Raw genomic sequence first — 26,583 nt, 5'->3', positions numbered from 1 at the left:
AGAAGTGTGTAATTGTTGATGGGACAATAAAAAAGGAGCTGAAACACAGTATGGGAAAGGTTTATGTATTTGATCATCCTTTAATTCAGCACAAGCTGACATATATACGGAATGAAAATACAGGTACGAAGGATTTTAGAGAGCTAGTAGATGAAGTGGCTACACTCATGGCATTTGAAATTACCCGCGATCTTCCTCTGGAAGAAGTGGATATCAATACACCGGTTCAGGCTGCGAAATCGAAAGTCATCTCAGGGAAAAAACTCGGAGTGGTTCCTATCCTCAGAGCAGGATTGGGAATGGTTGACGGCATTTTAAAGCTGATTCCTGCGGCAAAAGTGGGACATGTCGGCCTTTACCGTGATCCAGAAACCTTAAAACCCGTGGAATACTATGTCAAGCTTCCTTCTGATGTGGAAGAGCGTGAATTCATCGTGGTTGACCCGATGCTCGCTACAGGCGGTTCCGCAGTTGAAGCCATTCACAGCCTTAAAAAACGCGGTGCGAAAAATATCCGTTTCATGTGTCTTGTAGCAGCGCCGGAGGGTGTGGAAGAATTGCAGAAGCATCATTCGGACGTTGATATTTACATTGCGGCGCTAGATGAAAAATTAAATGAAAAAGGATATATTGTTCCAGGTCTCGGAGATGCGGGTGACCGCATGTTTGGAACAAAATAAAAAATGAAATCCCCAAAAGGGGGTTTCATTTTTTTATCCAGTTTTTTGCTATTCGGTGAATCTGTATACAATTATAGGTGAAAATGTGAACATTCTGTGGAGACGTAAAGTATAAAAAGTTTTTTAACTTTAAACAGATTGACACATGTTAGGGGCTATTGTATGCTAAACGAGGGTATTATGAGAAGGTTTTCATAGCTTTCATTATAGTCCTCATCCTCAATGTAAATCCTCTCAGCAAACCCGTTTTATGAGGATTTATTTAAGCGAATGAAACAGCATCCCTGCAAGGCTTGCGGATGAATGATTTTTTCGAACAGGCCCGTTTTGCCGGTCAAAAAAGGTCTTCTACTAAGGGTTAACCGCTGATTTTTGCCGTATCCAAGCTATACATTATTTTTTCATCAGGAGACAGATAATTGATGGACGATCCCAAGCTTACATTTAGCAGACAACGCAAATATTTATTGTTCATTTTGGCAGTGTATGTACTGGGTTATGGTTTAACAGCGTATAAAACCGTTTTTTTAGGCCTTATTCTGGGAACTGTTTTCAGTTTGTTTAATTTTTTACTGCTCGTCAGAAGAATGAATGCTTTTGACAGAGCTGTTGAGAAAGGAAAGTCCATACGATCTCTCGGGAGCGCAGCGCGGTGGTGCAATGCGATTCTTGCTGTGGCTGTTGCCTATAAAAATCCCGAATACTTTCATATGGCAAGTACAGTTATTGGATTAATGACAATATACCCTGTCATTATGATAGATTCCTTTATCCAGCTTAAACGTTCATCAATGGAAGAGAGGTGAAAACCCTTTGAATCATGGTTACAGAACTATAGAATTTCTAGGTCTTACTTTTAATCTGACAAACATTCTGATGATTACTGTGGCGAGTGTGATTGTTTTATTGATTGCTATATTGACGACAAGAACGCTTTCGATCCGTCCCGGAAAAGCCCAGAACTTTATGGAATGGATTGTTGATTTCGTCCGCAATATTATTGGCAGTACAATGGATTTAAAAACAGGGGCTAACTTCTTGGCACTTGGTGTCACATTGCTGATGTACATATTTGTGTCGAATATGCTGGGGCTGCCGTTCTCTATTACAATCGGACATGAGCTCTGGTGGAAGTCTCCGACAGCCGATCCTGCCATTACATTAACGCTAGCCGTGATGGTTGTTGCTTTAACCCACTACTATGGTGTGAAGATGAAAGGGCTCAAGGAATATTCCAAAGACTATTTAAGACCTGTTCCATTCATGCTCCCGATGAAAATCATCGAAGAGTTTGCGAATACGCTGACTCTAGGTTTGCGGCTGTATGGTAACATCTTCGCCGGTGAGATTCTTCTCGGCCTGCTTGCGGGATTAGCAACAAGCCATTATTCGCAAAGCGTGGCTCTCGGTCTTGTCGGTACAATCGGTGCCATTCTGCCGATGCTGGCATGGCAAGCATTCAGTTTATTTATTGGTGCTATCCAGGCATTTATCTTTACAATGCTGACGATGGTGTACATGTCTCATAAAATCAGTCATGATCATTAAAACATTATATCCAAACGGATAACATTTTAAAGGAGGAACTTTTTCATGAATTTAATAGCAGCTGCGATTGCAATTGGTTTAGGCGCACTTGGTGCAGGTATTGGTAACGGTTTGATTGTTTCACGTACGGTAGAGGGGATTGCCCGTCAGCCGGAAGCAGGTAAAGAACTGAGAACTCTTATGTTCATGGGTATCGCATTAGTTGAAGCCCTTCCTATTATCGCTGTCGTTATCGCATTCTTAGCGTTCTTTGGCTAAGCATAAAAGCCTTATATGAACTAAAAATGGCGAAGATCATTCCAAGAGAACCTTCGCCATTGCTTTATGTCTGATAAGCATCCCGCCTTGCCGGCTGAAAAGAGACAAGTGCGGCTGCTGGATCAGCAAAGAAAAACCTGCAGAAGGGAGTTGCCGTAGTAGATGTCTCAATTACCACTTGAACTAGGATTGTCGTTTAACGGCGGAGATATCCTGTTCCAACTGTTAGCTATGTTAATCTTATTAGCGCTTCTGAAGAAATACGCTTTAGGGCCGCTATTAAACATAATGAAACAGCGTGAAGACCACATCGCTGGAGAAATTACGTCTGCTGAAGAAAAAAATAAAGAAGCGCAGCAGCTGATTGAAGAGCAGCGCGTTCTTTTAAAAGAAGCAAGACAGGAATCCCAAACTCTTATCGAAAACGCAAAGAAACTGGGAGAGAAGCAAAAAGAAGAGATTATTCAGGCTGCACGTGCAGAATCTGAACGTCTGAAAGAAGCAGCAAGAACTGAAATCGTGAAGGAAAAAGAACAGGCGGTTTCTGCTCTCCGTGAGCAAGTAGCGTCTCTTTCTGTCATGATTGCGTCGAAAGTGATCGAAAAAGAACTGGATGAACAAGCGCAAGAGAAATTGATCCAGGACTATCTTAAAGAGGTAGGAGAAAGCCGATGAGTGGATCAGCTGTCTCTAAACGATATGCATCAGCTCTTTTTGATATAGCCAATGAGTCCGCTCAGCTGAATCAAGTAGAAGAAGAGCTAACTGTTGTAAAACAAGTATTTCAAAATGAAAAAGCGCTTAATGATGTGTTGAACCATCCGAAGGTGCCGGCTGCGAAGAAAAAAGAGCTGATCCAAAATGCATTTGGCTCTTTGTCACAGTCCGTGCTTAATACGATTTTTCTTTTGATTGACCGCCATCGTGCCGCGATTGTGCCTGAGCTCACAGATGAGTTTATCAAACTCGCAAATGAGGCCCGTCAAACAGAAGACGCAATCGTATATTCAGTGAAACCGCTGACGGATGCGGAAATTTTACCATTATCACAAGTGTTTGCAAAAAAAGCCGGAGTCGCTTCACTGAGAATCAGAAATGAAGTGCAGACGGATTTAATAGGCGGCATTAAAGTCCGCATTGGAAACCGGATTTATGACGGCAGCGTAAGCGGGAAGCTTCAGCGCATCGAACGTCAATTAGCCGGGGAAAATCGATAGAAGGGGTGAAACCTAAGTGAGCATCAAAGCTGAAGAGATTAGCACGCTGATAAAACAGCAAATACAAAATTATCAATCTGATATTGAAGTTCAAGACGTAGGTACAGTCATCCAAGTCGGTGACGGTATTGCACGTGTGCACGGCCTTGACAACTGTATGGCCGGTGAACTTGTCGAATTTTCAAACGGTGTTTTGGGTATGGCTCAAAACCTTGAAGAATCAAACGTAGGTATCGTCATCTTAGGACCTTTCAGTGAGATCCGTGAGGGAGACGAAGTAAAAAGAACAGGCCGCATCATGGAGGTTCCTGTTGGTGAAGAGTTAATCGGCCGTATTGTAAATCCGTTAGGCCAGCCGGTAGACGGACTTGGCCCGATCCTTACAAGCAAAACTCGTCCGATTGAGAGCCCTGCACCAGGCGTTATGGACCGTAAATCCGTTCATGAACCGCTTCAAACCGGTATCAAAGCGATCGATGCACTGATTCCAATCGGCCGCGGCCAGCGTGAGCTGATCATCGGTGACCGTCAAACAGGTAAAACATCTGTTGCGATCGATGCGATCCTGAACCAAAAAGACCAAGACATGATCTGCGTATATGTTGCGATCGGTCAAAAAGAATCAACAGTCCGCGGCGTAGTAGAAACATTGCGTAAACACGGCGCGCTTGATTATACAATTGTTGTAACGGCGTCTGCGTCACAGCCGGCACCGCTTCTGTACCTGGCACCGTATGCTGGGGTTACAATGGCAGAAGAATTTATGTACAGCGGCAAGCACGTTCTTGTTGTATACGATGATCTTTCTAAACAAGCGGCTGCTTACCGTGAGCTGTCCTTGCTTCTTCGCCGTCCGCCAGGCCGTGAAGCGTTCCCTGGGGATGTATTCTATCTTCATTCCCGTCTGCTTGAGCGTGCAGCAAAGCTTAGCGACGCGAAAGGCGCAGGATCAATTACAGCTCTGCCGTTCGTAGAAACACAAGCCGGAGATATCTCTGCTTATATTCCGACGAACGTCATTTCCATCACCGACGGACAGATCTTCCTGCAATCTGATTTGTTCTTCTCAGGCGTACGTCCAGCGATCAACGCCGGATTGTCTGTATCCCGTGTCGGCGGCTCAGCGCAAATCAAAGCGATGAAAAAAGTATCAGGTACTTTGCGTCTTGACCTTGCGTCATACCGTGAGCTGGAAGCATTCGCTCAATTCGGTTCTGACCTCGACCAAGCGACTCAGGCAAAACTGAACCGCGGTGCACGTACAGTTGAAGTGCTGAAGCAGGATCTGAACAAGCCGCTTCCGGTTGAAAAGCAAGTAGCCATTCTTTATGCGCTGACAAAAGGATATCTCGATGATATTCCTGTGGCGGATATCAGACGTTTTGAAGATGAGTACTACATGTACCTTGACCAAAACCATAAAGACCTGCTTGACGGAATTGCGAAAACAGGAAACCTTCCTGCTGATGAAGACTTCAAAGCTGCAATCGAAGGCTTCAAACGCACATTTGCACCAAGCAACTAACTCGAATGCTGATGAGAGAAAAAGGTTCTCTTTTTCTCTCTTTTTACGCAGATGAAGAGAAAAGGTGGTGAAATCTTTGGCCTCATTACGCGATATTAAGTCAAGGATCACGTCAACGAAAAAAACAAGTCAGATTACAAAAGCCATGCAGATGGTATCTGCGGCTAAGCTGAATCGTGCTGAAAACAATGCAAAATCATTTGTGCCATATATGGATAAAATCCAAGAGGTTGTGTCAAACGTCGGAAGAGTTTCCGGCAACGTAAAGCATCCGATGCTTCTCAGCAGAGAAGTGAAAAAAACGGCATACCTTGTCATTACGTCTGACCGCGGTCTTGCCGGCGCTTTTAACAGTTCGGTTTTACGGAGTGCTTATCAGGCCATGCAAGAACGTCATCAGTCTAAGGATGAGTATGCGGTGATTGCCATCGGAAGAGTGGGCCGTGATTTCTTTAAGAAACGGGAGATTCCGATCATTTCCGAGTTAACAGGACTTGGGGATGAAGTAACGTTTACAGAAATTAAAGATCTTGCCCGTCAAACGATCCAAATGTTTATAGACGGTGCGTTTGATGAATTGCACCTTGTTTATAACCATTTTGTCAGCGCCATTACTCAAGAAGTAACGGAGAAAAAACTTCTGCCGTTATCTGATTTGGGCAGCGGCGGCGGAAAAAGAACGGCGTCTTATGAATTTGAACCATCTGAAGAGGAGGTTCTGGAGGTTTTGCTTCCTCAATATGCAGAAAGCTTAATCTTCGGTGCGCTTCTTGACAGTAAAGCAAGTGAGCACGCTGCAAGAATGACGGCGATGAAAAATGCGACAGACAACGCGAAGGAACTTATCGATTCACTTTCGCTTTCTTACAACCGCGCTCGCCAAGCAGCGATCACACAAGAAATTACGGAAATTGTCGGCGGAGCAGCCGCTTTAGAATAGAAAGATTTTGTCAGGAGGGATAGCGATGAAGAAAGGACGCGTTAGCCAGGTATTAGGACCGGTCGTCGACGTGCGTTTTGAAGACGGTCACTTGCCTGAAATTTATAATGCGATTAAAATTTCACAGCCAGCTGCAAGTGAAAACGAAGTAGGTATTGATTTAACGCTTGAGGTCGCTCTTCATTTAGGTGATGATACAGTCCGTACAATCGCAATGGCATCTACAGATGGTGTTCAGCGCGGTATGGAAGCTGTAGATACAGGAGCGCCAATCTCAGTACCGGTTGGTGATGTAACACTTGGACGTGTATTTAACGTTCTCGGAGAAAATATTGATTTGAATGAGCCGGTTCCTGCGGATGCGAAAAAGGATCCGATTCACAGACAGGCGCCTTCATTCGATCAGCTTTCAACAGAAGTTGAAATTCTTGAAACAGGTATTAAAGTTGTTGATTTGCTTGCTCCTTACATTAAGGGCGGTAAAATCGGATTGTTCGGTGGTGCCGGTGTAGGTAAAACCGTATTAATCCAGGAATTAATCAACAACATCGCGCAAGAGCACGGCGGTATCTCTGTATTCGCCGGCGTAGGAGAGCGTACTCGTGAAGGGAACGACCTTTTCTACGAAATGAGTGACTCTGGCGTAATCAACAAAACAGCCATGGTATTCGGACAAATGAACGAGCCGCCGGGCGCACGTATGCGTGTTGCTTTGACAGGCCTTACAATGGCTGAGCACTTCCGTGATGTACAAGGACAGGACGTACTGTTCTTTATCGATAACATTTTCCGTTTCACACAAGCGGGTTCAGAGGTTTCAGCCCTTCTTGGCCGTATGCCTTCAGCGGTTGGTTATCAGCCGACGCTTGCAACTGAGATGGGTCAGCTCCAAGAGCGTATCACGTCTACGAACGTTGGATCAGTTACATCTATCCAGGCGATCTACGTGCCTGCCGATGACTACACTGACCCGGCGCCGGCGACAACGTTCGCTCACTTGGATGCGACAACAAACCTTGAGCGTAAATTAACTGAAATGGGTATTTACCCTGCGGTTGATCCGTTGGCATCTACATCACGCGCCCTTGCTCCTGAAATTGTCGGAGAAGAGCATTATGCAGTTGCGCGTGAAGTACAGTCAACGCTTCAGCGTTACAAAGAGCTTCAAGATATCATTGCGATTCTCGGTATGGATGAATTAGGCGAGGAAGACAAACTTGTCGTTCACCGCGCACGCCGTATCCAGTTCTTCCTTTCTCAGAACTTCCACGTGGCTGAACAGTTCACTGGACAAAAAGGTTCTTACGTGCCTGTAAAAGAGACGGTACAAGGCTTCAAAGAAATCTTAGCCGGTAAATACGACCATCTTCCAGAAGATGCGTTCCGTCTTGTAGGCCGTATCGAAGAAGTTGTTGAGAAAGCAAAAGAAATGGGTGTAGAAGTTTAATCTGGTCCTAGGAGGGTAAAAGCATGAAGACCGTTAAAGTCAATATCGTTACTCCCGACGGCCCAGTATACGATGCGGATATCGAAATGGTGAGTGTGAGAGCCGAAAGCGGCGATCTCGGTATTTTGCCAGGCCATATTCCAACCGTGGCTCCTCTTAAAATCGGCGCTGTCCGTCTGAAAAAAGATGGGCAGACTGAAATGGTTGCCGTCAGCGGCGGTTTTGTCGAAGTCCGTCCTGATCAGGTCACCATCCTTGCCCAGGCTGCCGAGACAGCGGAAGGCATCGATAAAGAGCGCGCTGAAGCTGCACGCCAGCGGGCGCAGGAGCGTTTGAATTCTCAATCAGATGATACTGACATTCGTCGGGCTGAGCTTGCGTTACAGCGGGCTTTGAACAGATTGGATGTAGCAGGGAAATAAGAAAAAATCCTTCTCTTTATGAGAAGGATTTTTTTATGAACGAACAAGAGAATCAAACAGCGACAGCAGCGGGCGATCCTCTTTTTGGCGCAGGTATAAACCATCACAGGCATTCATTGTATGCCACGATTTGCGATGTCTTCTAAAGCCAAGTGTATAAGCGCCGTCTTTATAGGGATAAGGTTTTACAACCCATTCAGCATCTTCATGGCGGGCAATCACGCAATCTATAAGATAAACACTGATCATTTTCTCGAATTCTTCAATAGGAAGATTCCAATCAGCAAGCAAAAGCTCTTGTATACTTTGAAAATAGAGGTTTTCAAGCTCTTCAAGGCTTTCTCTCGTATAGGTAAGAGAAATGTTAAAAAACTGACACAATTCATTCAGTTCTTCAATCTGTGACTGTCTATAATCATAATAGAATGCAATTGCTTCCCATTCCTGATCAAAAATTGGCAGGTCCTCACCATATTGCTTTTCAGGCTGAAAAAACGAATGATTCACATTTGCCAGCTCCTTTCCAATAAAGTATACCATGTAAAAGAATCGCACTTTAAGCGGGGATTAGCCCTAGATTTGGCTGATTATTCCGTTCTGTATAAAATGTATCATCTTTATCTGTGCTTCTTATATAATAAGAAAGGGTATGAACGCAGAGAAAGGAGTGTAATAGATGAGTGTATTGGGACAGCAGGCTGCAATCGGTATTGTCGTTCACCTGATTTTTATAGCAGTGACTTGGTGGGCGTTGCAAGCCGTCAATATAGATCCGTTAATCAAAAAAGGCAAAGTCGTGCAGGCAAGACTCCTGATGATTTTGCTGACAATCGCCATTGGAACGGCCGTTGCCAATTTCTTTTTAGATTATCTCAATTATTCACAGCAGCTTCCCTATCTATTTTAATAGGTTTTGAACATTATTATCATTAAATGGTTGGGAGAAGCGGGTTGAAGCGAATAGCTCGAGTTTTGACGAAGATTTTTACGTATGGCGCCTCTTGCCTCCGGTAAAACTGGGGATAAGGGGGAGAGATGAACATGAAGAAAAAACAAGTAAGCCACGCTATTATCATTTCCGTCATGTTAAGCTTCGTCATTGCTGTTTTCCATACCATCCATGCGAGTGAATTAACGCCGTTAGCACAAATGGCAGAGGGGATGGAACGCCAAGATGTGTCAATAGATAAGTGGACATTGCATGCAAAACAAAACATGTCACTGACCGAGAAAGAATTTTATCAAAAAGTGCAACGTTTAAAATCAGAGTATCGTCAATATGATTGGGTGATTGCACGGGAAGATAAAGTCGTAAAGGCAATTGGCACATATACTGACAAAAAAAATCGCACTTCTTTTAGACTGCAGCTTGTCACAACCCTCAAAAAACACAATCCAACTTCGTATTTATTATATGAGCAAATGAGTCTAGAGACACCGGATAGCTGGAATGATACATATGAACAGTTTGAACGGGAGACACTTGGGATATTCCAAGAAAAAGTAGTTATTTTTACTTGTCTAAATGGTCACTTAGATGATAATATGAATATTGTTTTGCAAAAAAAAGCAAATCAGTTATTAAATGAATTTCAAGCAAGATCAGTAGAACATGTAGTTGAGCCAAATTTCGTTTCTATTTCTGCGTTTACAGATGAGTGGGAAGAGTACATTATGACCTCGAAACATAAAATGAATTTGCAAATTGCACTTAGAAGTGCAGGAATGGGCGGAAAACATACCGTTACGGTTGGCACACCAATCGTTACGACTGAATATTAATATAGAGAATTTAGGGACGCGGAGGGGAATACCTTGGAAAAAATCATCGTCCGCGGCGGTCAGAAGTTAAACGGCACAGTCAAAGTTGAAGGCGCTAAAAATGCCGTTTTACCTGTTATCGCTGCATCTTTATTAGCAAGTGAAGAAAAAAGCGTAATTTGTGATGTACCTACGCTCTCCGATGTATATACAATTAACGAAGTGTTGCGTCATTTAGGAGCAGATGTGCATTTTGAAAATAATGAAGTGACTGTAAATGCTTCATACGCTTTGCAAACTGAAGCACCTTTTGAATATGTTCGTAAAATGCGTGCGTCTGTGCTTGTCATGGGGCCGCTTCTTGCGCGTACAGGTCATGCAAGAGTTGCACTTCCGGGCGGATGCGCAATTGGTTCCAGACCGATTGATCAGCATTTAAAAGGTTTTGAAGCAATGGGCGCAGAAATCAAAGTCGGTAATGGCTTCATTGAAGCTGAAGTAAAAGGCCGACTGCAAGGCGCAAAAATTTATCTGGACTTCCCAAGTGTAGGAGCTACAGAGAACCTGATTATGGCAGCCGCTCTAGCTGAAGGAACAACAACGCTGGAAAACGTGGCAAAAGAACCCGAAATCGTTGATTTAGCAAACTATATCAACGGCATGGGCGGAAAAATCCGCGGAGCTGGCACCGGCACCATCAAAATTGAAGGAGTCGAAAAGCTTCACGGCGTAAAACACCATATTATTCCTGACCGCATTGAAGCGGGCACATTTATGGTTGCTGCTGCAATCACTGAAGGAAACGTATTAGTAAAAGGAGCGGTTCCTGAGCACCTCACCTCTTTAATTGCAAAAATGGAAGAGATGGGTGTAACAATTAAGGATGAAGGTGAAGGTCTGCGTGTCATCGGCCCGAAAGAGCTTAAACCGATTGACATCAAAACAATGCCTCACCCGGGCTTCCCGACTGATATGCAGTCACAAATGATGGCGCTTCTGCTTCGTGCAAGCGGCACAAGCATGATTACAGAAACCGTTTTTGAAAACCGTTTTATGCATGCGGAAGAATTCCGCCGTATGAATGGTGATATCAAGATTGAAGGACGTTCTGTCATCATTAACGGTCCTGTACAGCTTCAGGGAGCTGAAGTTGCAGCGACTGATTTGCGTGCAGGTGCAGCGCTGATTCTTGCGGGGTTAGTGGCTGAAGGTCACACACGTGTTACTGAATTGAAGCACTTAGACCGCGGTTACGTTGATTTCCATCAGAAGCTTGCCGCTCTGGGCGCAGACATCGAACGTGTAAATGATGAGTCTGCTTCTGAGCAAGATAATAAAGAAGTCGTTTCTGACTTAAATGCATAAACTTACTTGAAAATCAGTATGTCACTCTGGCATACTGGTTTTTTATTTTTTGTGTATTATCATCATTATGCGCAAAATAGCAAAAAAGAATACGTAAATGACAAATAAAGTTTCTGTCCAAAACGAGAGTCATATTAGCTTGTCCCTGCCCATAGACTAGACTAGAGTCGAATCCCGAGCAGGAGGCAGCTGAATATGAAACAATTCGCAATCACACTATCCGTACTATGTGCATTGATTCTCTTGGTTCCCACACTCTTGGTTATACCATTCCAGCATAATAAGGAAGCAGGGGCCAGCGTAGAATCAGAAAAGACAGCAGTCAGCACGAAACCAGCATCGAAAGGAGCAGAAACATTGAAAGCATCACCTGTTTCTATTCCCGTCTATCGAACCGCAAATCAATCCGTAGAAGACATTCCGCTTGAAGAGTATGTGATTGGAGTCGTCGCCTCCGAAATGCCGGCAACCTTTGAATCTGAAGCATTGAAAGCCCAGGCTCTCGCCGCCAGAACATTTATTGTCAGACTGATGGTGTCAAATTCAGCGGTTGAGGCTCCTAAAGGCTCACTGGTGGATGATACACAGATGTTCCAGGTGTATAAAAACAAAGCGGAGCTGAAAAAACAGTGGGGCACAAGCTATGAGACAAAACTGAAGAAAATCACAGCTGCGGTAGCCAGTACGCAAGGCAAAATCTTAACGTACAACAACCAGCCGATTGAAGCATCCTTTTTCTCCACAAGCAACGGCTACACAGAGAATGCAGAAGCTTATTGGACAAGTGCTATCCCATATTTAAAAAGCGTCAAAAGCCCATGGGATAAAAAGTCTCCGAAATATAAGGCAACGAAAACCTTTACAGCGGCAGAATTTCAGCAAAAGCTTGGCGTCAAGCTGGATGGATCTAGCGCAGTAGGGAAGATTACCGGCGAGACACCGGGCCACCAGGTTGCAACTGCCGTCATTAACGGCAAGACGCTGAAAGGAAGAGACATACGTGAAAAGCTGGGTCTCAACTCCGCCGATTTTGAATGGAAGCGAAATGGAGACACAATTACAGTCACGACGAGAGGATTTGGCCACGGTGTGGGGATGAGCCAATACGGAGCGAATTTTATGGCCAAAGAAGGCAAAACGGTTGATGACATTGTAAAGTACTATTACCAAGGCACACAAATTTCTGAGGCAGATTCGTTTTTGAATAAATATATGGCGAAAAAGTAGAAAAAGACGCTCATTGGGCGTCTTTTTCTGTTCCTGAATATCTTTTATCTAAGAGCAGCTGAAACGGTTTAGAGGAGCTTCTGACCGTCTTTAAGGATCAGTCCTTTTTTCCTGATTTCAGGCTTTGAGATTGTGGTAAAGTCATCCACATTTGTCGACAGACTTCGACAGACTCATATAACGAAAGCCGAAAGGCGGACAATCTTCTCTTTTCATAGGGGCGTTAGGTGGAAATCACTAATAAAAACATAGGTTTCTATGCAAAAGTAAACAACAGCAATGGGGAAGCCCGCCCTATTTATTTCTCGGTTTTTGTTGATTACGATAGATTATGTTCAGCGTTGAACATCTGCACGCAGAAACAAATTGGTAAAGGGGTACGAACATGAAGAAAAGATTTTCACTGATCATGATGACAGGATTGCTTTTTGGATTAACTTCACCTGCTTTTGCAGCTGAAAAGACAGAAACGGAGGCTAAAGCGCCGGCGAACGTGGCGGTCTTGCTTGATGCCAGCGGAAGTATGGCGAAAAGAATAGATGGTGTATCTAAATTTAATTCAGCCAAAAAAGAAATTTCAAAGTTTGCGAGCTCATTGCCAGAAGGAACTCAGGTGAAAATGAGCGTGTTTGGCTCTGAAGGAAACAATAAAAATTCCGGAAAAGTTCAGTCATGTGAAACCATTCGCAACGTATACGGCTTCCAAAGCTTTAATGAGCAAAGCTTCCTCAATTCTCTCAATACAATTGGGCCGACTGGCTGGACGCCAATTGCCAAAGCGCTGAACGAGGCGAAATCTTCTTTTGACCAGCTTGATGCAAAAGGGGAAAAAGTGGTGTATCTGCTGACAGACGGTGAGGAAACGTGCGGAGGAAACCCGATTAAAACAGCAAAGGAACTGCAAAAAGACAATATCACTGTTAATGTGATCGGCTTTGATTATAAAGAGGGATACAAAGGCCAGCTGAACGCAATTGCGAAAGTAGGCGGCGGTGAATACTTCCCGGCTTATACCCAAAAAGATGTTGAGAAAATTTTCACTCAGCAATCACTAATGTTATCTAAATAAGAAAAAAGAGGCTGGTGATGGTCAGCCTCTTTTTGTATGTAACAAAAACTTCAAAACTAATTAGCTGTCTGCCTGTAGCATAGTAGCAGATTTCCGTTTTTCTGTCATAATCAAGGCGAAAAAAGAATGAATGATCACACAATCTGTTTATGCTTTCTGGGCGGAAATGGCTAAAAATGAACGGCATTTCAAGCGATTTTGGACAGATCGTGAAAGCAGCACAAAAGGCAGCATGTCCTATATCTTTTTGCATTTTCGTATTCTAGCATAAAGAAGAATCCAACATATAGTTGGAAAATATGAAAAAGAAAGGAAGTAATCATATGAAAAAATTGCTGGCTGCCGGTATCATTGGATTGTTGACTGTTTCCATTGCCTCCCCGTCTTTTGCCGCTGAGAAACAGGCTGATACAAATGTAGCTGTTTTGTTTGACGGAAGCGGAAGCATGGTTCAAAAAACAGGAGGAGAGCGCAAAATAGACATTGCCAAAAAATCAGTAAAATCTTTTGCCGAACTTCTTCCGAAGGATACAAATCTTATGCTTCGCGTTTTCGGGCATGCAGGGAACAATAAACTGTCCGGTAAAGCCCTTTCGTGCAGTACGACGGAAACCATTTACGGCCTTCATCCATATGAAGGGTCTCTGTTTGACAATTCATTGAGTGAGCTCAAGCCGACTGGATGGACACCGATTGCCAAAGCACTTGCAGATACAAGAAAAGAATTTGAAGCATTTGACGCAGACGGGAAAAACGTGGTGTATTTAATCACTGACGGTGAAGAAACGTGCGGCGGAGACCCTGCGGCAGAAATCGAAAAGCTCCGTGCATCAAATGTGGATACGATTGTAAACATCATTGGCTTCAACTTTGATGTCAAGGGTAATGAAGAGATGAAACAAGCAGCTGTCGCTGGCGGCGGAGAATATATTTCAGCGAACAGTGCGGATGAGTTCGAACAGGCTTGGGAAAAAGAAGCACAAAAATTTACTGAGTAAGGAACCTAAAGATCAGGCGCTCCCCCAGGCGCCTTTTTTTATTGGTTTAAAAACAGTTTGGGCGGGAATGATACCCTAAAAAGGGGTTGAACATATGAAATTATTCGGAATGATTTTTCTTATAGCCACCGTTGCATTTATATTGCTTGGTGTTCTTCTAAAACTGGCAGCCTTCTTTTTTGTCAGCATTCTCACCTTGATCGCAGCTATTGTGCTGTTTACGGTTCTGAAAAAGAATCAGCATAATCAAACATAGAGTCCTTTATACAGAAGTGTCTCAGCGTGTCGACAAACCCCGCGTTCGTTGTCAATGCACATTGGTGCTCACGTGTTATAAAAGGAACGGCGGCTAAATGCTTAGGCGTCCTGCCTAAACACCGCCGTCATCACATCCTGTGAAAGCCCTTTATATAGAGGGCTCTTTTTGTGTCTCAGAATTCGACAAAATCCGAGGAGTGTGAAAAAATATAAAGGCAGGAACATTGCGGAGGGGAAGAGACATTGAACGATAAAGTAACTGCGGTCAGGGATGTATGGCGCTATGAACAAGGGGAAATAAGCAAAGTAGAAGACCGGATGGTGACGGAATTCCCTTTGACAGTGATACTGAATGGCAGTGAATTTGTGACGCTCGTTTGTACGCCTGAGCATATCGAAGAGCTTGTCATCGGATTTCTCGCATCAGAGGGTGTTATACGATTTCAAAAAGAAATTAAAAGGCTTACAATAGATGAAGGTCTCGGTTTTGTATATGTCGACCTCGTTCACCCTGAGACATTGGATCAAAAGGATTATACGAAACGGGTGATCGGCTCATGCTGCGGAAAGGGCCGTCATTTTTATTTTCAGCAGGATGTCAAAACAGCCAAGACGGCTGTCAGCCAAATCAAGATATCGCCTGAGGCATGTTTGGCGCTTATGAAAGACATGCAGCAAGGGAGCGGGACGTTTCAGGATACGGGAGGCGTCCATAATGCGGCGCTTTGCGACACAGAGAAGCTTCTGTTGATGCGCACAGATATCGGTCGGCACAACGCACTTGATAAACTATACGGACACTGCCTTCTAAACGGTATGTCCGTACGCGACAAACTGATTGTGTTCAGCGGCAGAATCTCATCAGAGGTCCTGTTAAAAGCGGCCAAAATCGGCGTGTCGATTGTCATTTCCAAATCGGCCCCGACGGAGCTTGCGATTCAAATGGCTGAAGAATTGAATATCACAGCGATTGGATTTGTCAGAAACGGATCATTTAATGTATATACACACCCTGAGAGAATCAGGGGATAGGAAGGGGCTGTAGCTATGATTACAGAGTCGCGTCAGATGTTGGATAAAAGAAACAGACCGCTGAGAGACCTTCGCATTTCTGTTACAGACCGCTGCAACTTCCGATGCACGTACTGTATGCCCGCCGAATTATTCGGCCCGGATTATCCTTTTTTAAAGAAAGAGGAGCTGCTTTCATTTGAGGAGCTGGAACGGCTTGCGACATTGTTTGTCACAAGATTTGGCGTTGAAAAAATCCGCCTGACCGGCGGAGAGCCCCTCATGAGAAAGGATATGCCGGAGTTAATCAAAAAACTGGCCCGCATACCGGGTATTCGTGACATCGCGATGACGACAAACGGATCACTGCTGCCTGTTTATGCAAAGAGGCTCAAGGAGGCTGGGTTGAAAAGGGTTACGATCAGCCTTGATTCTTTAGAAGACGAGCGTTTTAAGAAGATAAACGGGCGTGGCGTTTCTGTCAGCAAGGTGCTGGAAGGCATTGAAGCGGCGAAGCAAGCAGGGCTCGGTGTTAAAATCAATATGGTCGTTCAAAAGGGCGTCAATGAAAAAGATATACTGCCTATGGCCCGTTATTTTAAAGAAAAAGGGCATATCCTGAGATTCATTGAATTTATGGACGTAGGCAACACCAACCAATGGGAAAAGAAAGACGTCATGACAAAGGCGGAAATCATAGATTTGATCAATGAACACATGCCGGTTGAGCCGATAGCGCCTAATTATATAGGCGAAGTGGCTTCCAGATTCCGCTACTTGGACGGCTCCGGAGAAATCGGCGTCATATCATCTGTATCTGATGCGTTCTGCGGATCTTGCAACAGAGCCCGTCTTTCTGCGAGAGGAGAGCTGTTTACCTGCTTATTCGCTTCAAGCGGATTTGACCTCAGAGCTCCGGTTCGCCAGGAATTAAGTGATGACGAACTATCAGAAATGATCGGGACAGTATGGAAAAATCGGATTGATCAGTATTCAGTCGATCGTACGCTATCAAAAGCATCTGGCAAAAAGAAAGTGGAAATGTCTTATATTGGCGGTTAATTTGAAGTCAAAAGCTTATCGGCACTGTCCGGTAAGCTTTTTTATTAGAATCCGAGTGCAAAAAATACGTATAAAAACCGAAATATATAAGGATAGGCATAAAGAAGGAATCATTGTAAGAAAATTTAATTCCAAAGCCATACATTATGATAAAATATAACCAATTAGAAAATAGAAAGGGTTGGAGGGGCATGGCCGCGTACGAGATCCCGTCATCTCAAGTAGGAGTGAAAATCAATAAGTGGTATAAGCACATTTTAGCATTTCAAGTGGCTGATGCCGTAAAGCTGAAGGAAGAAATTGATCTAGATATAGAACAGATGGAAGAGGATCAGCTGCTTCTCCTGTATTATCAGCTGATCAGCTACCGGCACCAAATTATGCTGGATTATGTAAAGCCTGACCTGCACGAGGAATCTCAGCTTCAATATCGTGAATTGATCAAAACGCTGGAAAGCAATCAGGACAGCATCTCCGGATTATCTGAGTATTATTTTCACTTGTTTAGAGGAATGTACGAATTTGAACAGAACAATTACATCTCGGCTATATCCTTTTATCGGAAAGCTGAGAAGATGCTTGCGTTTGTAGAAGATGAAATTGAAAGAGCGGAATTTCATTTTAAAGTGGCGGAAGTCTTTTATATTATGAAGCAGACGCACTTTTCCATGAACCACGCTGTACAGGCGCTGGAGACGTATAAGGCTCACGATTTTTATAGAGTCAGAAGAATTCAATGCCATTTCGTCATATCAGGAAACTACATTGACTACAGAAATTATGAAAAAGCGCTTGAACATTTAGATGACGCGTATCGCCTTGCTTTATTGGAAGGACAGCCCCGTTTGATCGGATCAGCCCTTTATAATATCGGGAATTGCTATGATGACAAGGGGGAGCTGGATCAGGCCGCCGAATACTTTGAAAAAGCGCTTCCTGTCTTCGAGGATTATCAGCTGGAACAGCTTCCAAAAGCGCTCTTCAGCCTGACTCGCGTTCTTTTCAAAAAACAAGATAGCGAAGCCGCGATGCGGTACTATGAAAAAGGGATTGCCATTGCCCAAAAACGAAACGACTTCTTCAGTCTGGCAAAATATAAATTTCTGCAGGCATTATATGTGGAATCTGTCAATTTGAATATGATTCAAGAAGTATTTGATTATATGGAAGAAAAGGGCCTGTATGTATATATTGAAGAATTTGCTTTAGATGCTGCCTCCTATTTCAGTCATCGCGAACAATATAAAGAAGCGGTGTATTTTTATGAAAAAGCGGTCAGCATGAGAGAGATGATTCAAAGGAACGATTGTTTATATGAAGTATGAGACAAAACCATCTGCTGGCAGATGGTTTTTTTTTATGCAAAAAAAGGGGAGCATCGGAACGTTTATTTCCGGGGAGAACAGGAAAAATCGCTACAGCACTGTTTTTTGAACAAAAGCCGTTTTGGGATGCAGATATGCATGTGAGGGGGAATTCAATGTTTGGTTTTAATGATATGGTGAAGTTTCTGTGGTCTTTCCTCATTGTTCTGCCGCTTGTACAGATTATACATGTTTCAGGGCACAGCTTTATGGCTTTTATTTTTGGCGGAAAGGGATCGTTGGATATAGGCATGGGAAAAACGCTGCTTAAAATTGGACCCATACGGTTCAGAACGATTTATTTTATCGATTCTTTTTGCCGGTACGGGGAGTTGAAAATTGACAATCGATTCTCAAATGCACTCGTGTATGCAGGGGGCTGCTTGTTTAACCTCATCACGATTTTTGCAATCAATCTGCTGATTATACACAGTGTATTAAAGCCGAATGTGTTTTTCTATCAGTTTGTCTATTTTTCTACGTATTATGTGTTTTTTGCCCTGCTGCCGGTCCGATATTCGGAGAAAAAGTCATCAGACGGGCTGGCGATATACAAGGTGCTCCGTTACGGAGAGCGCTACGAAATCGATAAATAACATTAGAATGTTTATTGCCTCTCAGATCGGGAAGGTAACAAGTACACACATAATTGAGAGGGGAGAATTAACATGGGTAACGATAGTGTAAAAGACAAAATGAAGGGCGGCTTCAATAAAGCCAAAGGAGAAGTGAAGGATAAAGTCGGAGATATGGCTGACAGAACGGACATGCAGGCTGAAGGCAAAAAAGATAAGGCAAAAGGCGAAATCCAAAAGGATATCGGGAAAGCCAAGGATAAATTTTCAGATAAAGATTAATCGTACGGAAGAGGCAGGAAACGAAATGTTTCTTGTCTTTTTTTGTTCGCTTTTTCTGATGTGAATAAATATAACAAAAAAAGAAGCTGATTTGGTCAAGGTAACTAAATTTTTTAAATATTCTTTGAATTAATAGGCCTCTTCTATATAATAATGACATAAGTTGTAAAGTTTTATAACATCATTTGGAGAAATCAAACAAAGGGGTTTTGATGACGGAATGTACTGCACCGAAGAAAGTGCCGGAAGCCAGCGGGAGTGCGAAAAAACAGTTAATATCGACACAAGCGGGATTCAGTGAAGGTCGGGATTCTTCACTCGTTAAGCCGAACGGTGGCGATCAGCGAAGTGTCCGTCTATGATGCGGAGTTAATGGCAATAATCGGGTTCTCGGTATCGTGGAGGACGGCGCCTCAGACTGGCCTCCATGCCATGCTTCCGGTTGCGGAGCAAAACAACGGGCTGCCATCAGAAATGTAACGTCTGGTTATGATCAATCGATGGTTTAGCACAGCCTCAGCATGGAGGTTCACCCGGGGCAGATTGTCGCTGTATTAGGCCGAAATGGAGTCGGCCAATCCACTTCATAGGCCTGCTTCCGGCTAAACAGGGGGGCTATTTGTTTTAATCAAACGTTTGTTCAAAACGAAAAGGCGGTCTCAGTAGCAGCTTGCAATCGCCAGAGCGCTGATGGTAAATCCGAAAAATATTTTACTTAATGAACAATTGGAAGGAATTCAGATTTTAATTGTCGAACTAGTCAGACAAGTTATTATAGAAATTTCCAGAAAAAAAGACATTTGTTATCTTAGTCGAGCGCAGTCTGGAAAACGCGTTAATCTGTGCTGACTATCTTTCTGTAATCGACAGGGGAACGGTTGTTGACCATGGCAAGGCTGATGAAGAAACGGCATGCCGATTTGAAAGGCACCCTACCGTATGACCCCCATTCTCGAAGAAAGGGAGGTGATGTCCCGCCTGCATGCTCCACAAATTCGTAGTAACCGCATCCGCTTTATATGACAAAAGAAGGAGGATTACAGATGAAACTGACACCGGTTGAACAAGAAAAATTGCTCATTTTTGCAGCGGGGGAATTAGCCAAACAGCGAAAGGCGCGGGGCGTTCTGTTGAACTATCCTGAGGCTGCTGCTTATATCACCTGCTTTATTATGGAAGGCGCACGTGATGGGAAGGGAGTAGCAGAGCTGATGGAAGCCGGCCGCCATGTATTAACGGAAAAAGATGTGATGGAAGGTGTGCCTGAGATGCTGGACAGCATTCAGGTGGAGGCCACATTTCCGGATGGAGTAAAGCTTGTTACGGTACATCAGCCAATTTCTGCGGAGGTGAAGTCATGAAGCCGGGAGCATTTCAAATTGCTGAGGGAACCATTACGATTAATGAAGGCCGTGAGATACGGGAGGTAACGGTAAAAAACACCGGATCACGCTCCATTCAAGTCGGTTCGCATTTTCATTTTGCGGAGGCCAACGGGGCTTTATTATTTGACCGTGAACTGGCGATAGGCATGCGTCTTGATGTTCCATCAGGCACGTCGGTCCGTTTTGAGCCGGGAGAGCAGAAAACGGTCTCACTAGTGGAAATCAGAGGACGCAAGACAATTAAAGGGCTGAACGGAATGGCCGACACGTTTATCGATGAACGCGGCAAAGAAAAAACGTTGGCCAACTTAAAACAAGCCGGCTGGATGGAGGGTGTAATCCGATGAAAATGTCACGGGAGGAATATGCGGAACTGTTTGGCCCGACAACGGGCGATAAAATCAGATTGGGCGACACGGATTTATGGATCGAAGTCGAAAAGGATTTCACAGTATACGGTGAAGAAATGATCTTTGGCGGCGGAAAAACAATCCGCGACGGCATGGGCCAAAACGGCAGAATCACAGGGAAGGACGGCGCTTTGGATTTGGTTATCACCAACGTCGTGCTATTGGATTACACAGGCATTGTCAAAGCGGATGTCGGTGTGAAAGACGGCCGGATTGTCGGTGTCGGAAAAAGCGGAAATCCTGATATCATGGATGGAGTCGATCCGCACATGGTCATCGGAGCGGGGACAGAGGTGATTTCCGGTGAAGGCAAAATTTTAACAGCCGGGGGAGTGGACACGCACATTCATTTTATTTGTCCTCAGCAGATGGAAGTTGCGCTTTCTTCAGGTGTGACAACCCTTTTGGGAGGCGGAACAGGACCCGCAACAGGCAGCAAAGCGACAACATGTACATCCGGCGCGTGGTATATGGCAAGGATGCTGGAAGCGGCCGAGGAGTTTCCGATCAATGTCGGCTTCTTAGGGAAAGGGAATGCATCCGATAAAGCGCCGCTGATCGAGCAGGTGGAAGCAGGCGCCATCGGCCTTAAGCTTCATGAAGACTGGGGCACGACGCCAAGCGCCATTAAAACGTGTATGGAAGTCGTGGACGAGGCTGATATTCAAGTTGCCATCCATACCGATACGATTAACGAAGCGGGCTTTTTGGAAAACACGCTCGACGCGATCGGGGACCGGGTCATTCATACTTATCACATTGAAGGTGCAGGCGGCGGCCATGCCCCGGATATTATGAGGCTCGCTTCTTATGCGAACATTCTGCCGTCATCTACAACGCCAACCATTCCTTATACCGTTAATACGATGGATGAGCATCTTGACATGATGATGGTCTGCCACCATTTAGATGCGAAAGTGCCTGAAGATGTGGCGTTCAGCCATTCCAGAATCAGGGCTGCGACGATTGCCGCGGAGGATATTCTCCATGATATCGGTGCGATCAGCATGACATCATCGGATTCCCAAGCGATGGGGCGGGTCGGTGAAGTGATCATCCGAACATGGCAGGTAGCCGATAAAATGAAAAAACAGCGCGGCGCTCTTGCCGGCGAAAACGGAAATGACAATGTGCGCGCAAAACGGTACATTGCCAAATACACGATTAATCCGGCAATTACGCACGGGCTCAGCCATGAAGTCGGCTCGGTGGAAAAAGGGAAGCTTGCTGATCTCGTTCTGTGGGACCCGGTATTTTTCGGCGTAAAACCGGAACTGGTCTTAAAGGGCGGCATGATTGCACGTGCGCAAATGGGAGATCCGAACGCGTCCATCCCGACTCCTGAACCGGTTTTCATGCGCCAAATGTATGCGTCTTACGGAAAAGCCAACCGCTCAACCTCGATTACATTTATGTCTCAGGCAAGCATAGAGCGTGGTGTGGCGGAAAGCTTAGGGCTGGAAAAAAGGATTTCTCCAGTCAAAAATATCAGAAAGCTGAGCAAGCTGGATATGAAGCTGAATTCGGCTTTGCCGAAGATTGAGATTGATCCAAAAACCTATCAGGTCTTTGCTGACGGGGAGGAATTGTCTTGCCAGCCTGTCGATTATGTCCCCCTTGGACAAAGATATTTCTTATTCTGATAAGACGCGGCCGGAGTGCATCCGGCCGTTCTATTGACTAAAAACGGTGCACAAAACCCATGTATTTAGTGTATATTAGATGTTGACAAACGAATCAAATGTAACTATTATAGTTACAACGGTGGTGAAAAAACATGATTAACAGCCGTCTTGCTGTTGCCATTCATATTTTATCCCTCATCTCGATGGATGAAAAAACATCTTCAGAAATCATTGCTGACAGTGTCAACACGAATCCGGTAGTTGTGCGAAGAATGATCAGCCTGCTGAAAAAAGCTGATATTCTCACATCACGCGCCGGGGTGCCGGGTGCAAGCCTCAAAAAAGATCCTGCTGATATTTCTCTTTTAGAAGTGTACCGGGCTGTCCAAAAGCAGGAAGAACTCTTTGCGGTTCATGAAAACCCGAATCCGAAATGTCCGGTAGGGAAAAAAATTCAGAACGCTCTGGATGAAACGTTTGAAAGTGTGCAAAGAGCGATGGAAAATGAACTGGCGAGCAAGTCATTAAAAGATGTTATGAATCATCTCTTTTAATCAAAAGGGATGACTTCTCACCGCTAACATGTAACTAAAATCGTTACAAATGAGGAGGAAATGAAAAATGAAAATTGGTATTATAGGCGCAAGCGGGAAAGCGGGAAACGAGATTTTGAAAGAAGCGAAAACAAGAGGCCATGAAGTGACAGCCATCGTCAGAAACGCTTCAAAAGTGCAGGAGCAAGACGTAGCGATTTTGGAAAAAGATGTGTTTGAACTGACTGCGGAAGACATCAAGCCTTTCGACGCGGTCGTAAACGCTTTTGGAGCAGCACCCGGCCAAGAACATCTTCATGTTGAAGCAGGAAGAGCACTCATCAGCATTTTAAAGGACGCGAAGCACACAAGATTGCTTGTTGTTGGCGGAGCGGGAAGCCTGTTTGTTGATGAAGCCAAAACAACCCGTTTAATGGATACGCCGGAATTTCCGAAAGAATATTTGCCAACCGCATCAAATCAAGGCGAGAACCTGAAAGATTTGCAGCAGACAGACTCCATTTCCTGGACGTTCCTCAGTCCTGCGGCATTTTTTGATCCAGCAGGAAAACGGACTGGCTCTTACCAAAAAGGAAAAGACAATGTCATCGTAAATGCAAAAGGCGACAGCTATATCAGCTATGCAGATTATGCCATTGCCGTGTTGGACGAGCTTGAACATCCCGAACACAAAAATGAACGCTTCACAGTGGTAAGCGAAGCGGAATAATAAAAAACCCGGAGCCAGCTCCGGGTTTTTCTCATTAATAAGTGCTGTACGTATCGCTGAAAAGGCCATCAGCAATCCCAAGCATTAAAAAGATGAAGAAGGCGATAATCGCAAGAATGGATACAGCAATGCTTACGATCAAATAAATCCCTTGCATCTTTACGAATTTCGCGTAATTCTCCAGCATTAAGTCTTCAGACTGTCCGCTATTGTGTTCAGCCATTTGGCCTGCTTCCCTAGCTGACCTCATCAAAAAGATACCGGAAATAATTTGCAGTACGCCTGGCACGGCACCGATTAGAAAAATGAACGCGCCTGAAAGCGCGGTAATTGCGCCCATAATAATAAATAAAATGCCTGTAGCTTTTCCCCATTTCGAAATGCTGATGAGGGTTTTGTTCATTGTTTCAGGATTCATGTATACTGGCTCCCCTTTACAAAAAAATACTCACTTTTCTTTTATACACTATTTGTGAGAAGTTTTGTATATAGAAAATAACATTTTGGGGATTGACCCTAACGTTGCGTGATTGTTTACGATAAAAAAGAGGAGGTGTTATGTATGAAATATCAAGTTAAACAAGTGGCGGAGATATCAGGTGTTAGCATTCGGACGCTTCATCACTATGACAATATTGAGCTTCTGAATCCTTCAGCGCTTACTGATGCTGGGTATCGTTTGTACAGTGACGCAGACCTGGAAAGACTGCAACAGATTTTATTTTTCAAGGAAATCGGGTTTCGTTTGGATGAAATTAAAGAGATGCTGGATCATCCGAATTTTGACCGGAAAGCGGCACTTCAGTCGCAAAAGGAGATATTGATGAAGAAAAAACAAAGAATGGATGAGATGATTCAAACAATTGACAGGACGCTTTTGTCCGTTGATGGAGGGGAAACGATGAATAAGAGGGATTTATTTGCCGGATTAAGTATGAAAGACATTGAAGAGCACCAGCAGACATACGCTGATGAAGTCAGAAAGCTGTATGGAAAGGAAATCGCAGAAGAAACAGAGAAAAGGACATCTGCATACTCGGCAGATGATTGGCGCACGATCATGGCTGAATTTGATTCGATTTACAGACGAATTGCGGCGCGAATGAAGCATGGGCCCGATGATGCAGAGGTTCAGGCCGCAGTGGGGGCATTTCGCGATCATATTTGCCAATATCATTACGATTGCACACTCGACATTTTCAGAGGACTCGGGGAAGTGTATATCACTGACGAGCGATTTACCGATTCAATCAATCAATATGGAGAAGGTCTTGCCGCTTTTTTGCGGGAGGCGATCATCATTTACTGTGACCATCAGGAAAACCCCCGGCCGTAAAGGCCGGGGGTTTTCGCATCTTATAAGATCGGCGACAACAGCCGCGAGACGGATTCTTTTATTCGAATCCACAACGGGCGCTGCAGATACTCCTCATAGGTGAATTTTCTGGATACTAGCAAATCTTCTTTAAAAGTTGAAACCAGTTTTTTAGCAATGGTGATATCGTATATAAATGCATTAACCTCAAAATTCAGCCTGAAGCTTCGGACATCAATGTTGGCTGTGCCGACTGACGCGATTTCGTCATCCACCACGATGGTTTTCGCGTGAATAAAGCCGTTATCGTAAATATAGACAGTGGCTCCGGCTTTCAGCAGATCGCCGATATACGAAAGTGTCGCCCAGTATACAAAGGCGTGATCGGGCTTGTTCGGAATCATAATGTTAACGTCAATGCCCGAAAGGCAAGCGATCCTTAAAGCATCCAGCAGGCTTGCATCTGGGATAAAATAAGGTGTTTGTATCAAAATGGAACGCTTGGCGTTTGAAATCATTTTGATGTAGCCATTTTTAATTTGTTCCCATTCCGAATCAGGGCCGCTTGTGACAATCTGCATCCCGACGTTGCCTTTTGGGCCGTAATCAGGAAAGTGATTTGGAATATATGTCAGCGTATGGTGATGAGAAGCTTGGTTCCAGTCAAGGATGAACCGTGTTTGGATGGCGTGCACGGCCGTTCCTTGCAGCCGGATATGCGTATCCCGCCAATAACCGAATTTTGGATTAAGCCCTAGATACTCATCTCCGACGTTAAAGCCTCCGACATAACCGGTCATACCGTCTATGATCACAAGCTTTCGATGGTTCCGGTAATTCAGCCGCAGGTTAATCGGCCTGAGCTTTGACGGGAAAAAGACCTCCACATGCCCGCCAGCCTCGCGAAGCTCTTTAAAAAACTTTTTTCTCAGCGTTCTAGACCCGAGTTCATCATAAAGCACTCTGACCTGAACACCTTCTTTTGCCTTTTGGATGAGAGCGTCCCGCAATTTTTTGCCTAATTCATCGCCTTTATAAATATAATACTGTAAATGGATATGATCCTTAGCCTTTGAAATGTCACTCAGCAGCCGCTGAAATTTATCCCGTCCATCTGTAATGACGTCAACTGAATTATCCTCTGTAAACACAGCATGGTTATTCATAATCAGCATATAAATTAAATCTTTGTTATCAAAGGTTGCCCGGTTGTTAAACTGGAATTGCTTGGTTTCTAAATCTTCAAGCTGATGCTTCAGCAGCCTTTCAATTCCAATCTTTTTCCGGTCTTCCCATTGAAACAAATGCTTGCGTCTGAGATTATGGCCGAATAATAAGTATAAAATAAAGCCTAAAACGGGAATAAAGAAAAGAACAAGCAGCCACGCCCAAGATGCACTGGCATCGCGCCGTTCTTTGAAGATGACAATGATGGCCAAAAGAATATTTAAAATGAAAAAAAGTGATAAAAGGATGGAAGAAATACTCACTTTGTAACCCCGCTCATTCATATTTATCAAGAAGATTGCCATTAGTATTCCATGAATAACAGTGATCTGATTCCCATTACAAATTA

Annotated in this window: 33 protein-coding genes and 1 pseudogene; 31 read left to right on the top strand and 3 right to left on the bottom strand. The window is 44.2% G+C overall.

Features of this window, described 5'->3' with window-relative positions; all coding sequences use genetic code 11:
* Positions 1-50 precede the first annotated feature (50 nt).
* The 10 genes from upp (at position 51) to ACFVP7_RS20205 (ending at position 8,037) form a co-directional block, all read left to right on the top strand.
* Positions 51-680, top strand: coding sequence for a uracil phosphoribosyltransferase (gene upp / locus ACFVP7_RS20250; RefSeq protein ID WP_003227670.1), 630 nt, complete (start codon positions 51-53; stop codon positions 678-680).
* Between the two features lie 422 nt (positions 681-1,102).
* Complete coding sequence (atpI, locus tag ACFVP7_RS20245; RefSeq protein WP_003243159.1) at positions 1,103-1,486, top strand: ATP synthase subunit I; 384 nt, start codon at positions 1,103-1,105, stop codon at positions 1,484-1,486.
* 7 nt (positions 1,487-1,493) lie between these two features.
* Complete coding sequence (gene atpB / locus ACFVP7_RS20240) at positions 1,494-2,228, top strand: F0F1 ATP synthase subunit A (RefSeq protein WP_003242621.1); 735 nt, start codon at positions 1,494-1,496, stop codon at positions 2,226-2,228.
* Between the two features lie 45 nt (positions 2,229-2,273).
* Positions 2,274-2,486, top strand: a complete 213-nt coding sequence (gene atpE, locus ACFVP7_RS20235) for a F0F1 ATP synthase subunit C (protein ID WP_003151167.1) — start codon at positions 2,274-2,276, stop codon at positions 2,484-2,486.
* A 162-nt stretch (positions 2,487-2,648) separates the two neighbouring features.
* Positions 2,649-3,161, top strand: coding sequence for a F0F1 ATP synthase subunit B (atpF, locus tag ACFVP7_RS20230; RefSeq protein ID WP_003244051.1), 513 nt, complete (start codon positions 2,649-2,651; stop codon positions 3,159-3,161).
* Entirely contained in the window at positions 3,158-3,703 is a 546-nt protein-coding gene (locus tag ACFVP7_RS20225; protein WP_003227679.1) for a F0F1 ATP synthase subunit delta, read from the top strand. The genes atpF and ACFVP7_RS20225 overlap by 4 nt, the downstream gene beginning before the upstream one ends.
* Before the next feature lie 16 nt (positions 3,704-3,719).
* The gene (gene atpA, locus ACFVP7_RS20220; protein WP_003227681.1) at positions 3,720-5,228 is read left to right on the top strand and encodes a F0F1 ATP synthase subunit alpha; all 1,509 of its coding nucleotides are present in this window, start codon (positions 3,720-3,722) and stop codon (positions 5,226-5,228) included.
* Positions 5,229-5,304: 76 nt separating this feature from the next.
* Entirely contained in the window at positions 5,305-6,168 is an 864-nt protein-coding gene (atpG, locus tag ACFVP7_RS20215; protein ID WP_003244388.1) for an ATP synthase F1 subunit gamma, read from the top strand.
* Between the two features lie 25 nt (positions 6,169-6,193).
* Positions 6,194-7,615 carry a F0F1 ATP synthase subunit beta gene (atpD, locus tag ACFVP7_RS20210; RefSeq protein ID WP_003227686.1) on the top strand — a complete coding sequence of 474 codons (1,422 nt, stop codon included), beginning with the start codon at positions 6,194-6,196 and terminating at the stop codon, positions 7,613-7,615.
* A gap of 23 nt (positions 7,616-7,638) precedes the next feature.
* Entirely contained in the window at positions 7,639-8,037 is a 399-nt protein-coding gene (locus tag ACFVP7_RS20205; protein ID WP_014478254.1) for a F0F1 ATP synthase subunit epsilon, read from the top strand.
* 33 nt (positions 8,038-8,070) lie between these two features.
* Here ACFVP7_RS20205 and ACFVP7_RS20200 read toward each other — a convergent pair whose 3' ends face one another.
* Entirely contained in the window at positions 8,071-8,544 is a 474-nt protein-coding gene (locus ACFVP7_RS20200; RefSeq protein ID WP_043940215.1) for a hypothetical protein, read from the bottom strand.
* Between the two features lie 169 nt (positions 8,545-8,713).
* On the opposite strand from ACFVP7_RS20200, the gene ACFVP7_RS20195 reads away from it, so the two are divergent.
* The 20 genes and pseudogenes from ACFVP7_RS20195 to ACFVP7_RS20100 all read left to right on the top strand — a co-directional run bounded on the left by ACFVP7_RS20195 (position 8,714) and on the right by ACFVP7_RS20100 (position 23,692).
* Entirely contained in the window at positions 8,714-8,944 is a 231-nt protein-coding gene (locus ACFVP7_RS20195; protein ID WP_003227691.1) for a DUF1146 family protein, read from the top strand.
* Between the two features lie 134 nt (positions 8,945-9,078).
* Positions 9,079-9,819: a YwmB family TATA-box binding protein gene (locus ACFVP7_RS20190; RefSeq protein WP_024571494.1), complete on the top strand. Its 741-nt coding sequence runs from the start codon at positions 9,079-9,081 to the stop codon at positions 9,817-9,819.
* Positions 9,820-9,852: 33 nt separating this feature from the next.
* Positions 9,853-11,163, top strand: a complete 1,311-nt coding sequence (murA, locus tag ACFVP7_RS20185) for a UDP-N-acetylglucosamine 1-carboxyvinyltransferase (protein ID WP_338731333.1) — start codon at positions 9,853-9,855, stop codon at positions 11,161-11,163.
* Between the two features lie 195 nt (positions 11,164-11,358).
* Positions 11,359-12,390, top strand: a complete 1,032-nt coding sequence (spoIID, locus tag ACFVP7_RS20180; RefSeq protein WP_029318715.1) for a stage II sporulation protein D — start codon at positions 11,359-11,361, stop codon at positions 12,388-12,390.
* Positions 12,391-12,775: 385 nt separating this feature from the next.
* A complete protein-coding gene (locus ACFVP7_RS20175) occupies positions 12,776-13,459 on the top strand; it encodes a VWA domain-containing protein (RefSeq protein WP_338731330.1) in 684 nt (227 codons plus the stop codon).
* A 130-nt stretch (positions 13,460-13,589) separates the two neighbouring features.
* The gene (locus ACFVP7_RS20170; protein ID WP_014478246.1) at positions 13,590-13,730 is read left to right on the top strand and encodes a hypothetical protein; all 141 of its coding nucleotides are present in this window, start codon (positions 13,590-13,592) and stop codon (positions 13,728-13,730) included.
* 52 nt (positions 13,731-13,782) lie between these two features.
* Entirely contained in the window at positions 13,783-14,457 is a 675-nt protein-coding gene (locus tag ACFVP7_RS20165) for a VWA domain-containing protein (RefSeq protein WP_003243553.1), read from the top strand.
* Positions 14,458-14,551: 94 nt separating this feature from the next.
* Positions 14,552-14,713, top strand: coding sequence for a hypothetical protein (locus tag ACFVP7_RS20160; protein WP_003227706.1), 162 nt, complete (start codon positions 14,552-14,554; stop codon positions 14,711-14,713).
* A 245-nt stretch (positions 14,714-14,958) separates the two neighbouring features.
* Complete coding sequence (fdhD, locus tag ACFVP7_RS20155) at positions 14,959-15,747, top strand: formate dehydrogenase accessory sulfurtransferase FdhD (protein WP_327825978.1); 789 nt, start codon at positions 14,959-14,961, stop codon at positions 15,745-15,747.
* 15 nt (positions 15,748-15,762) lie between these two features.
* The gene (gene moaA / locus ACFVP7_RS20150; protein ID WP_015483814.1) at positions 15,763-16,788 is read left to right on the top strand and encodes a GTP 3',8-cyclase MoaA; all 1,026 of its coding nucleotides are present in this window, start codon (positions 15,763-15,765) and stop codon (positions 16,786-16,788) included.
* A gap of 191 nt (positions 16,789-16,979) precedes the next feature.
* Positions 16,980-18,113 (top strand): response regulator aspartate phosphatase RapB, encoded by a 1,134-nt coding sequence (gene rapB / locus ACFVP7_RS20145; protein ID WP_256683041.1) that lies wholly within the window; start codon positions 16,980-16,982, stop codon positions 18,111-18,113.
* Positions 18,114-18,268: 155 nt separating this feature from the next.
* The gene (locus ACFVP7_RS20140) at positions 18,269-18,748 is read left to right on the top strand and encodes a hypothetical protein (protein WP_003244390.1); all 480 of its coding nucleotides are present in this window, start codon (positions 18,269-18,271) and stop codon (positions 18,746-18,748) included.
* A gap of 72 nt (positions 18,749-18,820) precedes the next feature.
* Complete coding sequence (gene csbD / locus ACFVP7_RS20135; protein ID WP_003227718.1) at positions 18,821-19,009, top strand: stress response protein CsbD; 189 nt, start codon at positions 18,821-18,823, stop codon at positions 19,007-19,009.
* 212 nt (positions 19,010-19,221) lie between these two features.
* Positions 19,222-19,434, top strand: a pseudogene (locus ACFVP7_RS20130) (urea ABC transporter substrate-binding protein); the annotation flags it as partial.
* A gap of 265 nt (positions 19,435-19,699) precedes the next feature.
* On the top strand, positions 19,700-19,858 hold the full coding sequence (locus ACFVP7_RS20125) for a hypothetical protein (RefSeq protein ID WP_124059325.1): 159 nt from the start codon (positions 19,700-19,702) through the stop codon (positions 19,856-19,858).
* A 194-nt stretch (positions 19,859-20,052) separates the two neighbouring features.
* Positions 20,053-20,370: an urease subunit gamma gene (gene ureA, locus ACFVP7_RS20120; protein ID WP_003227724.1), complete on the top strand. Its 318-nt coding sequence runs from the start codon at positions 20,053-20,055 to the stop codon at positions 20,368-20,370.
* Complete coding sequence (ureB, locus tag ACFVP7_RS20115) at positions 20,367-20,741, top strand: urease subunit beta (protein WP_015251023.1); 375 nt, start codon at positions 20,367-20,369, stop codon at positions 20,739-20,741. Before ureA ends, ureB begins: the two co-directional genes overlap by 4 nt.
* Positions 20,738-22,447: an urease subunit alpha gene (ureC, locus tag ACFVP7_RS20110; RefSeq protein WP_086344415.1), complete on the top strand. Its 1,710-nt coding sequence runs from the start codon at positions 20,738-20,740 to the stop codon at positions 22,445-22,447. Before ureB ends, ureC begins: the two co-directional genes overlap by 4 nt.
* A 134-nt stretch (positions 22,448-22,581) precedes the next feature.
* On the top strand, positions 22,582-22,983 hold the full coding sequence (locus ACFVP7_RS20105) for an Rrf2 family transcriptional regulator (RefSeq protein WP_003227734.1): 402 nt from the start codon (positions 22,582-22,584) through the stop codon (positions 22,981-22,983).
* Positions 22,984-23,050: 67 nt separating this feature from the next.
* Positions 23,051-23,692 (top strand): NAD(P)-dependent oxidoreductase, encoded by a 642-nt coding sequence (locus ACFVP7_RS20100; RefSeq protein WP_014478232.1) that lies wholly within the window; start codon positions 23,051-23,053, stop codon positions 23,690-23,692.
* A 34-nt stretch (positions 23,693-23,726) separates the two neighbouring features.
* On the opposite strand, the gene ACFVP7_RS20095 is transcribed toward ACFVP7_RS20100, so the two are convergent.
* Entirely contained in the window at positions 23,727-24,110 is a 384-nt protein-coding gene (locus ACFVP7_RS20095; RefSeq protein ID WP_014478231.1) for a DUF5362 family protein, read from the bottom strand.
* Positions 24,111-24,254: 144 nt separating this feature from the next.
* Between ACFVP7_RS20095 and mta the strand changes: the two genes are divergently transcribed.
* Positions 24,255-25,028 carry a transcriptional activator Mta gene (mta, locus tag ACFVP7_RS20090; protein ID WP_015483809.1) on the top strand — a complete coding sequence of 258 codons (774 nt, stop codon included), beginning with the start codon at positions 24,255-24,257 and terminating at the stop codon, positions 25,026-25,028.
* Between the two features lie 20 nt (positions 25,029-25,048).
* Here mta and cls read toward each other — a convergent pair whose 3' ends face one another.
* Positions 25,049-26,497 carry a cardiolipin synthase gene (gene cls / locus ACFVP7_RS20085; protein WP_003243311.1) on the bottom strand — a complete coding sequence of 483 codons (1,449 nt, stop codon included), beginning with the start codon at positions 26,495-26,497 and terminating at the stop codon, positions 25,049-25,051.
* Positions 26,498-26,583 lie beyond the last annotated feature (86 nt).

It is taken from the genome of Bacillus sp. SG20033 (assembly GCF_044570195.1).
In the GTDB taxonomy this organism is placed as follows: domain Bacteria; phylum Bacillota; class Bacilli; order Bacillales; family Bacillaceae; genus Bacillus; species Bacillus subtilis.
This window is presented reverse-complemented; position numbering and strand designations above follow the sequence as displayed.

Excerpts from the sequence above, each read along its gene's own strand:
- upp (WP_003227670.1), top strand. The coding sequence starts at position 51 with ATGGGAAAGGTTTATGTATTTGATCATCCTTTAATTCAGCACAAGCTG.
- atpI (WP_003243159.1), top strand. The coding sequence starts at position 1,103 with ATGGACGATCCCAAGCTTACATTTAGCAGACAACGCAAATATTTATTG.
- atpE (WP_003151167.1), top strand. The coding sequence starts at position 2,274 with ATGAATTTAATAGCAGCTGCGATTGCAATTGGTTTAGGCGCACTTGGT.
- atpF (WP_003244051.1), top strand. The coding sequence starts at position 2,649 with ATGTCTCAATTACCACTTGAACTAGGATTGTCGTTTAACGGCGGAGAT.
- ACFVP7_RS20225 (WP_003227679.1), top strand. The coding sequence starts at position 3,158 with ATGAGTGGATCAGCTGTCTCTAAACGATATGCATCAGCTCTTTTTGAT.
- atpD (WP_003227686.1), top strand. The coding sequence starts at position 6,194 with ATGAAGAAAGGACGCGTTAGCCAGGTATTAGGACCGGTCGTCGACGTG.
- ACFVP7_RS20205 (WP_014478254.1), top strand. The coding sequence starts at position 7,639 with ATGAAGACCGTTAAAGTCAATATCGTTACTCCCGACGGCCCAGTATAC.
- ACFVP7_RS20195 (WP_003227691.1), top strand. The coding sequence starts at position 8,714 with ATGAGTGTATTGGGACAGCAGGCTGCAATCGGTATTGTCGTTCACCTG.
- ACFVP7_RS20190 (WP_024571494.1), top strand. The coding sequence starts at position 9,079 with ATGAAGAAAAAACAAGTAAGCCACGCTATTATCATTTCCGTCATGTTA.
- spoIID (WP_029318715.1), top strand. The coding sequence starts at position 11,359 with ATGAAACAATTCGCAATCACACTATCCGTACTATGTGCATTGATTCTC.
- ACFVP7_RS20175 (WP_338731330.1), top strand. The coding sequence starts at position 12,776 with ATGAAGAAAAGATTTTCACTGATCATGATGACAGGATTGCTTTTTGGA.
- ACFVP7_RS20170 (WP_014478246.1), top strand. The coding sequence starts at position 13,590 with ATGATCACACAATCTGTTTATGCTTTCTGGGCGGAAATGGCTAAAAAT.
- ACFVP7_RS20165 (WP_003243553.1), top strand. The coding sequence starts at position 13,783 with ATGAAAAAATTGCTGGCTGCCGGTATCATTGGATTGTTGACTGTTTCC.
- ACFVP7_RS20160 (WP_003227706.1), top strand. The coding sequence starts at position 14,552 with ATGAAATTATTCGGAATGATTTTTCTTATAGCCACCGTTGCATTTATA.
- moaA (WP_015483814.1), top strand. The coding sequence starts at position 15,763 with ATGATTACAGAGTCGCGTCAGATGTTGGATAAAAGAAACAGACCGCTG.
- rapB (WP_256683041.1), top strand. The coding sequence starts at position 16,980 with ATGGCCGCGTACGAGATCCCGTCATCTCAAGTAGGAGTGAAAATCAAT.
- ACFVP7_RS20140 (WP_003244390.1), top strand. The coding sequence starts at position 18,269 with ATGTTTGGTTTTAATGATATGGTGAAGTTTCTGTGGTCTTTCCTCATT.
- csbD (WP_003227718.1), top strand. The coding sequence starts at position 18,821 with ATGGGTAACGATAGTGTAAAAGACAAAATGAAGGGCGGCTTCAATAAA.
- ACFVP7_RS20125 (WP_124059325.1), top strand. The coding sequence starts at position 19,700 with ATGGTAAATCCGAAAAATATTTTACTTAATGAACAATTGGAAGGAATT.
- ureA (WP_003227724.1), top strand. The coding sequence starts at position 20,053 with ATGAAACTGACACCGGTTGAACAAGAAAAATTGCTCATTTTTGCAGCG.
- ureB (WP_015251023.1), top strand. The coding sequence starts at position 20,367 with ATGAAGCCGGGAGCATTTCAAATTGCTGAGGGAACCATTACGATTAAT.
- ureC (WP_086344415.1), top strand. The coding sequence starts at position 20,738 with ATGAAAATGTCACGGGAGGAATATGCGGAACTGTTTGGCCCGACAACG.
- ACFVP7_RS20105 (WP_003227734.1), top strand. The coding sequence starts at position 22,582 with ATGATTAACAGCCGTCTTGCTGTTGCCATTCATATTTTATCCCTCATC.
- ACFVP7_RS20100 (WP_014478232.1), top strand. The coding sequence starts at position 23,051 with ATGAAAATTGGTATTATAGGCGCAAGCGGGAAAGCGGGAAACGAGATT.
- ACFVP7_RS20095 (WP_014478231.1), bottom strand. The coding sequence starts at position 24,110 with ATGAATCCTGAAACAATGAACAAAACCCTCATCAGCATTTCGAAATGG.
- mta (WP_015483809.1), top strand. The coding sequence starts at position 24,255 with ATGAAATATCAAGTTAAACAAGTGGCGGAGATATCAGGTGTTAGCATT.